Raw genomic sequence first — 7,160 nt, 5'->3', positions numbered from 1 at the left:
TGCGGTCAATCAGACGATCGTGGAGATGCAGCGCGGGCTGATGCTGATCATGTCGATCAGTGATGGTTCGTGTCTGGCGGTGCTGGCGGCGCCGGATTGTGACATGGGTCTGGTGGCGTACCAGATGACGCTGATGGTCGATCGCGCCGGTCAGGTGCTGACTCCGGCTGTGCGCGCGGAGCTGCGCGCCAGCCAGTCCAGGTGATGTAGGTGACGAATTCGTGGCACAGCGGCGGCTGGGAGCCCCCGCCCCCGCCCCCCAGCTCTGACCCCGCCTCGCCGGTACGGCCGTACGCCGTCACGGGAGGCCGGACCGCGCCCAAGGTCAAACTGGCCATGGAGGCCCTGGTGTCCTCGGCGACCGCCGAGCACCGGGAGTTCTCCCACATCACGCCCGAGTACAAAGCGATCAGCCAGCTCTGCCTCCAGGTCAGATCGGTGGCCGAGGTCTCGGCGCTGCTGCGGATGCCGCTCGGCGTGGTGCGGGTGTTGATCGCGGACATGGCGGCGGAGGGCCTGGTACGAGTGCATCAGCCGCAGCTGGAAGCAGGCAGACCGGACGTCAACCTGCTGGAAAGGGTGCTCAGTGGACTACGCAGGCTCTAGCCCCGGGCTCACCTCGGCGAAGATCGTCGTCGCCGGTGGGTTCGGGGTGGGCAAGACGACGTTCGTCGGCGCGGTGTCGGAGATCATGCCGTTGACCACGGAGGCCGTCATGACCGACGCCTCCGCCGGGATCGACGGTTCATGTGGGACGACCTGGTCAAAGGAGCGATCGGCGCGGTCGTGCTGGTCGACACGCGCCGGCTGGCCGACAGCTTCCCGGCCATCGACTACTTCGAGGAGGCCCAGCTCCCGTTCGTGGTCGGCATCAACGGCTGGGACGGCCAGTACCCGCACAGCGACTCCGAGGTGCGCGACGCGCTCACCCTGTCGCCGCACATCCCGCTCGTCCGGCTGGACGCCCGGTCGAAGGAGTCGGTCAAGCAGGTCCTGATCCAGCTCGTCGAGCACGCGCTCACGGTCCGGATGGCCGTGCCAGGCTGGAGCGGCTAGCGAAGCGGATAGGCTGGAGTCTTAGACGTACATTCGCTTCGAGGACTGGCCAACCACGTGTTCGAGACGCTATCCGACCGGCTGACATCGGTCTTCTCCTCCCTCCGATCCAAGGGGCGGCTGTCCGATGCCGACATCGACGCCACCACCCGTGAGATCCGCATCGCCCTGCTCGAGGCCGATGTCGCGCTGCCGGTGGTCAAGGCGTTCGTCGCCCAGGTCAAGGAGCGCGCCCGCGGTTCCGAGGTCTCCCAGGCGCTGAACCCGGCGCAGCAGGTCGTCAAGATCGTCAATGACGAGCTGATCGGGATCCTCGGCGGCGAGACCCGCAGGCTCCGCTTCGCCAAGACGCCGCCGACCGTCATCATGCTGGCGGGCCTCCAGGGCGCGGGCAAGACCACGCTGGCGGGCAAGCTGGCCAGGTGGCTGCGCGAGCAGGGCCACGCGCCCATGCTCGTCGCCGCCGACCTGCAGCGGCCCAACGCCGTCCAGCAGCTCCAGGTCGTGGGCGAGCGCGCCCAGGTCGCCGTCTACGCGCCCGAGCCGGGCAACGGCGTGGGCGACCCGGTCGGGGTCGCCCGCGCCTCCATCGACGAGGCCAGGCGGCTCAACCACGACATCGTCATCATCGACACCGCCGGTCGCCTCGGCATCGACCAGGAGATGATGAAGCAGGCCGCCGACATCCGCGACGCGGTCTCGCCCGACGAGACCCTGTTCGTGGTCGACGCCATGATCGGCCAGGACGCCGTCACGACGGCGCAGGCGTTCATGGAGGGCGTGGGCTTCGACGGCGTCGTGCTGACCAAGCTCGACGGCGACGCCCGCGGCGGTGCGGCGCTCTCGGTGCGGCACATCACCGGCCGGCCGATCATGTTCGCCTCCACGGGCGAGAAGCTGGAAGACTTCGACGCCTTCCACCCCGACCGCATGGCCTCCCGCATCCTCGACATGGGTGACATCCTCACCCTGATCGAGCAGGCCCAGAAGACGTTCGACGAGGAGCAGGCGGCCAAGATGGCCGGCAAGCTCACGTCGGGCGAGAACTTCACGCTCGAGGACTTCCTCGAGCAGATGATGATGGTCCAGAAGATGGGGCCCATCAAGAACCTGCTCGGCATGATGCCCGGCATGGGGCAGATGCGCGACCAGATCAACTCCATCGACGACCGCGACCTCGACCGCATCGCGGCCATCATCCGCTCGATGACCCCCGCCGAGCGGCAGGACCCGAAGATCATCAACGGCTCGCGCCGCGCCCGCATCGCCGCCGGTTCCGGCGTCTCCGTCAGCGCCGTGAGCAACCTCGTCACCCGCTTCTTCGAGGCGCAGAAGATGATGAAGCGGATGGCCGGCGGCATGGGCATCCCCGGCATGCCGGGCGGCCGGGGCAAGGCGGGCAAGGCGCAGAAGAAGGCGAAGAAGGGGCGGCGCGTGAGCGGCGACCCGCGCAAGGCCGCGCTGGGCAAGGCCGCCTCCGACTCCGCCCCCGCCGAGCCGAAGCAGGGCGGCGTGCTGGGCAACCTCGGCGGCAAGCTGCCGCCCGGGGTCGAGCTGCCGCCCGGCTTCGACCCGTCCAAGCTGCGGCTGCCCGGACAGAAGTAACGTCCCGCGTTACGGGGCCCGCCCTCTTCGGGGGCGGGCCCCGTCCGGTTGCCGGGGCGTGGCGCTCCGGGGGCGCCGGGGCGGCGCGGAAGCCCTTGCCGGACCTTTGCGGTGCCCCCGGCGTGACGGGTCGTGGGCACTGCCGTCGATCTGGCACAATGACATGTTGGAACACCGTGGCCACGCGGGTGCCCTCTCATCTCCCGCCGGTCGCGCCTGTCCCTGGAGCGTCATCCCGTCGTGCCCCACTCGGCGTGATGCCGTTCACCCACGCTCGAATGCAGGAGAGACCACACCCGTGGCAGTCAAGATCAAGCTCAAGCGGCTCGGCATGATCCGCAACGCTCAATACCGTATCGTCGTCGCCGACAGCCGCACCAAGCGTGACGGCCGGGCGATCGAGGAGATCGGCCTGTACCACCCGAAGGAGAACCCTTCGCGCATCGAGGTCAACGCCGAGCGTGCGGCTTACTGGCTGGGTGTCGGCGCGCAGCCGACCGAGCCGGTGCTCAAGCTGCTCAAGCTCACCGGTGACTGGCAGAAGTTCAAGGGCGAGCCGGCCCCGGCGCCGATGAAGGTCGCCGAGCCCGCGCCCGACCGCCACGCCCTCTACGAGGCCGCGGCCAAGGAGGCGCTGTCCGGTGGCGACACCGGCACGGCCGCCACCACGCCGAAGAAGAGCAAGAAGAAGGACGAGGCCGAGGCCCCCGCCGAGACCCCGTCCGAGGGCGAGGGCTGACGTGCTCGAGGAGGCTCTCGAGCACCTCGTGAAGGGCATCGTCGAACATCCCGACGATGTCCGGGTCCGCGCACGCCGCATTCGCAGCGGGCGCGTCCTGGAGGTCCGGGTGCACCCCGAGGACCTGGGCAAGGTCATCGGACGCGGCGGGCGCACCGCCAAGGCGCTGCGCACGGTCGTGAACGCCCTGGCCGACGGGAAGTACGTGCGGGTCGATCTGCTCGATCTGCACGAAGCGGTCCGTTAGCGTCAGGTTTGCGCGCCCTCATCGGCTTCGTTCCGATGGGGGCGCTCCGCGTTGAAAGAGAAGAAAGCAGGTTCACGTGCAGCTGGTCGTCGGCCGGATAGGCCGCCCGCACGGGGTACGCGGTGACGTGACCGTGGAGGTGCGCACCGACGATCCCGAGCTGCGCTTCGCCGCCGGCACTGCCATCGCGACCGACCCCGCCGACCGGGGGCCGCTCGTCGTCGCGGGCCGCCGCTGGCACAAGGGCATGCTGCTGGTGTCGTTCGAGGGCGTCGCCGACCGCGACGCGGCCGAGGAGCTGCGCGGCACCATGCTGGTCATCGACTCGGCCGAGGTGACGCCGCCCGAGGACCCCGACGAGTTCCACGACCACCAGCTCATCGGGCTGGCGGTGCAGACCGTCGCGGGCGAGCCGGTCGGAGAGGTGGAGGACGTGCTCCACCACGGCCAGGACCTTCTCGTGGTGCGCAGGAAGGGCCAGGAGGACGCGCTCATCCCCTTCGTGAAGGCGCTGGTGCCCGAGGTCGACCTGGAGGGCGGGCGGCTGGTCGTCGATCCGCCGGAAGGGCTGCTGTGATGCGGCTCGACATCATCTCCATCTTCCCCGAATACTTCGCGCCGCTGGACGTCTCGCTGATCGGCAAGGCCCGCGAGCGGGGGACCCTCGACGTGCGGGTGCACCAGCTGCGCGACTGGGCCCACGACGTGCACAAGACCGTGGACGACACCCCCTACGGCGGGGGGCCCGGCATGGTCATGAAGCCCGAGGTGTGGGGCGAGGCCATCGACACCGTGATCGGCGCCCCGGGCGAGGCGCCGCCGCCGCGCATGATCGTGCCGACGCCGAGCGGGCGGCCGTTCACCCAGGAGCTCGCGCAGGAGCTGGCCGGGGAGCCGTGGCTGCTGTTCGCGTGCGGGCGCTACGAGGGCATCGACTCCCGGGTCATGGCCGAATACTCCGCGCGGCTGCGCGTCGACGAGGTCAGCATCGGCGACTACGTGCTGGCCGGCGGCGAGGTGGCGGTGCTGGTCATGGTGGAGGCCGTCGGCAGGCTGCTGCCCGGGGTGCTCGGCAACGCCCAGTCGGCCGTGGACGACTCCTTCGCGCCCGGCTCGATGCGCAACCTGGTCGAAGGGCCGGTCTACACCAAGCCGCCCGTGTGGCGGGGGCATGAGGTGCCCGCCGTGCTGCTGTCCGGGCATCACGGAAATGTCGCCCGATGGCGGCGGGACGAGGCGATCCGGCGTACCGTACGGAACCGGCCGGAACTGGCGGCGGCGCTCGATCCCGAGACGCTGGACAAGCACGACAGAAAGCTCCTCGAAGAGCTCTCGTTTCGCCTCCAGCCGGAAGATATGGCAAACTGAATCGCTGCCAACCGTCATTTGGTTGGTCTGTCATGCCCGGGAGACGGTCCCGGGCTCATCACATCAGCAAGCGCGTCCGCCGCGAGCCACGGCCGGGTGGACCTCCGCGTGCTCGCGAGGACTTGAGGTTTAGCTCTCATGCACACGAAGATCCAGGAGCTCGAGAAGGCGACCCTGCGCAGCGACGTGCCGGATTTCCGCCCCGGTGACACGCTCGAGGTTCACGTCCGAGTCGTCGAAGGAAACCGCTCCCGCATCCAGGTCTTCAAGGGCTTCGTGCTGCGCCGGCAGGGCAGCGGCGCCCGCGAGACCTTCACGGTCCGCAAGGTCAGCTACGGCGTCGGCGTCGAGCGCACCTTCCCGGTGCACAGCCCGGTCATCGAGAAGATCGTGCTCGTGACCCGCGGTGACGTGCGTCGCGCCAAGCTCTACTACATGCGCGACCTGCGCGGCAAGGCCGCCCGCATCCGCGAGAAGCGCGAGACGACGGCCGCCAAGTAACCCCGGCCCGAGCCAAAGGCCCGCACGCGCATGCGCATGCGGGCCTTTCGGCTTTACAGGGGCGTTTCCTTTATGTGGAGCGACTCGTGCACGGTGTAACGTCGGTCGAGGCTTGTCGAGCCGGTGCATCATCTAGGCTCGTCAGCGATGACTAACGAAAGCCAGGAGCACGGCGCGGCGCGCCGCCCTGTCGAGGACGAGGTGGACGTGGTCGCGGAAGAGGCTCAGAAGCCGGCCAAGGGCGACAAGGAGAAGAAGGGGTCGTTCTGGAAAGAGCTTCCCGTTCTCGTCGTGGTGGCCCTGGTGCTGGCCCTGATCATCAAGTCCTTTGTGGTCCAGGCCTTCTACATTCCGTCGGAGTCGATGGAGAACACCCTGCTCACCAATGACAGGGTCCTGGTCAACAAACTCGTCTACCACACCCGCGACATCGAGCGTGGCGACGTGGTGGTCTTCTCCGGCGTCGACTCCTGGGACGGCGAGTTCCAGCTCGAAGAGCCGTCCAACCCGGTCGCGGCGTTCTTCCGGTGGGTCGGCACGGCGTTCGGCATCGTGCCCGGAGAGAAGGACTACATCAAACGCGTCATCGGCGTCGGCGGCGACCACGTCAAGTGCTGCGACTCCAAGGGGCGCATCACGGTCAACGGCACGCCACTCGACGAGGAGGGCTATCTCTATCCGGGTGACGTGCCCTCCAGCGAGTTCTTCGACATCACGGTGCCCCCGGGGCGGCTGTGGGTCATGGGCGACCACCGCTCGGTCTCGCTCGACTCCCGCGCGCACACCGGTGACCCGGGAGGCGGCTCCATTCCCGAGGGCCAGGTCATCGGGCGGGCCTTCGTGATCGTGTGGCCGTTCAACCGGTTCGACTCGATCGACATCCCCGAGACGTTCGCGCAGCCCGGGCTCCAGGCGCTCGGTGGCGCGGTGCCGCTGGTCGCCGGGTTCGGGATGGCCGTACCCTTGGTGCTGGTCCGTCGGCGCCTGCGCAGGAGGCGTTGATGGCTGACACCGAGAAGGCGGAGGGCGTGGGGAAAGAGAAGAAGAAGGGCGGGTTCCGCGAGACCGTCCTGCTGCTCATCATGGGCGTCGGCATCGCGCTGTTGCTGCAGGCGTTCGTGGTCGGTTCGTTCTACATCCCGTCGGTGTCGATGGAGAACACGCTGCTGGTCAACGACCGCGTGTTCGTCAACAAGCTCGCCGGCAAGCCCGAGCGCGGCGACATCGTGGTCTTCAAGGGCTGGAACGGCGAAGACACGATCAAGCGGGTGATCGGCGTGGGCGGCGACAGGGTGGTGTGCTGCGACAAGCAGAAGCGCATCACGGTCAACGGCACCGCGCTGGACGAGAGCTCCTACCTCTATCCTGACGATTACGCTTCCGGCGATACGTTCGACGTCAAGGTGCCGGCCGGGAAGCTCTGGCTGATGGGCGACCACCGCAGCGCCTCGGCCGACTCGCGGGCCCACATGGAGGAGCCCGGAGGGGGCTTCATCTCGGAGGATGCGGTGATCGGCAAGGCCGTGGTGCGCTACTGGCCGCTGTCGCGGGGCTACCTCTTCTCCCGGCCCGACATTTTCGACAAGGTCAAGTAAGCCCGCCTTCCAGTCGCGGTTTGCGGCGAATGGGGCGTACGCTGCCTGT

The 7,160-nt window shown here is 68.6% G+C and carries 10 protein-coding genes and 1 pseudogene; all 11 read left to right on the top strand.

Features of this window, described 5'->3' with window-relative positions; translation table 11 throughout:
* Positions 1 to 205: roadblock/LC7 domain-containing protein (locus IO39_RS38975; RefSeq protein WP_043634933.1), on the top strand; the 205-nt coding region annotated here is incomplete at its 5' end.
* A gap of 5 nt (positions 206 to 210) precedes the next feature.
* Complete coding sequence (locus IO39_RS38970) at positions 211 to 606, top strand: DUF742 domain-containing protein (protein WP_043634928.1); 396 nt, start codon at positions 211 to 213, stop codon at positions 604 to 606.
* A pseudogene (locus tag IO39_RS38965) lies at positions 587 to 1,056 on the top strand (GTP-binding protein). Before IO39_RS38970 ends, IO39_RS38965 begins: the two are co-directional and overlap by 20 nt.
* Before the next feature lie 57 nt (positions 1,057 to 1,113).
* Positions 1,114 to 2,661, top strand: a complete 1,548-nt coding sequence (gene ffh, locus IO39_RS38960; RefSeq protein WP_043634926.1) for a signal recognition particle protein — start codon at positions 1,114 to 1,116, stop codon at positions 2,659 to 2,661.
* Positions 2,662 to 2,959: 298 nt separating this feature from the next.
* Entirely contained in the window at positions 2,960 to 3,400 is a 441-nt protein-coding gene (gene rpsP / locus IO39_RS38955) for a 30S ribosomal protein S16 (protein WP_043634924.1), read from the top strand.
* Between the two features lies 1 nt (position 3,401).
* Positions 3,402 to 3,647, top strand: a complete 246-nt coding sequence (locus IO39_RS38950; protein ID WP_043634919.1) for an RNA-binding protein — start codon at positions 3,402 to 3,404, stop codon at positions 3,645 to 3,647.
* 76 nt (positions 3,648 to 3,723) lie between these two features.
* Positions 3,724 to 4,224, top strand: a complete 501-nt coding sequence (gene rimM, locus IO39_RS38945) for a ribosome maturation factor RimM (RefSeq protein WP_043634909.1) — start codon at positions 3,724 to 3,726, stop codon at positions 4,222 to 4,224.
* Complete coding sequence (trmD, locus tag IO39_RS38940) at positions 4,224 to 5,015, top strand: tRNA (guanosine(37)-N1)-methyltransferase TrmD (RefSeq protein ID WP_043634906.1); 792 nt, start codon at positions 4,224 to 4,226, stop codon at positions 5,013 to 5,015. The genes rimM and trmD overlap by 1 nt, the downstream gene beginning before the upstream one ends.
* Positions 5,016 to 5,153: 138 nt before the next feature.
* Positions 5,154 to 5,516, top strand: a complete 363-nt coding sequence (gene rplS / locus IO39_RS38935; RefSeq protein WP_043634900.1) for a 50S ribosomal protein L19 — start codon at positions 5,154 to 5,156, stop codon at positions 5,514 to 5,516.
* 147 nt (positions 5,517 to 5,663) lie between these two features.
* Positions 5,664 to 6,518, top strand: a complete 855-nt coding sequence (lepB, locus tag IO39_RS38930) for a signal peptidase I (RefSeq protein ID WP_043634897.1) — start codon at positions 5,664 to 5,666, stop codon at positions 6,516 to 6,518.
* The gene (gene lepB / locus IO39_RS38925; RefSeq protein WP_043634896.1) at positions 6,518 to 7,111 is read left to right on the top strand and encodes a signal peptidase I; all 594 of its coding nucleotides are present in this window, start codon (positions 6,518 to 6,520) and stop codon (positions 7,109 to 7,111) included. The genes lepB (IO39_RS38930) and lepB (IO39_RS38925) overlap by 1 nt, the downstream gene beginning before the upstream one ends.
* Positions 7,112 to 7,160 lie beyond the last annotated feature (49 nt).

It is taken from the genome of Nonomuraea candida, from assembly GCF_000725485.1.
GTDB classification, from domain to species: Bacteria; Actinomycetota; Actinomycetes; order Streptosporangiales; family Streptosporangiaceae; genus Nonomuraea; species Nonomuraea candida.
This window is presented reverse-complemented; position numbering and strand designations above follow the sequence as displayed.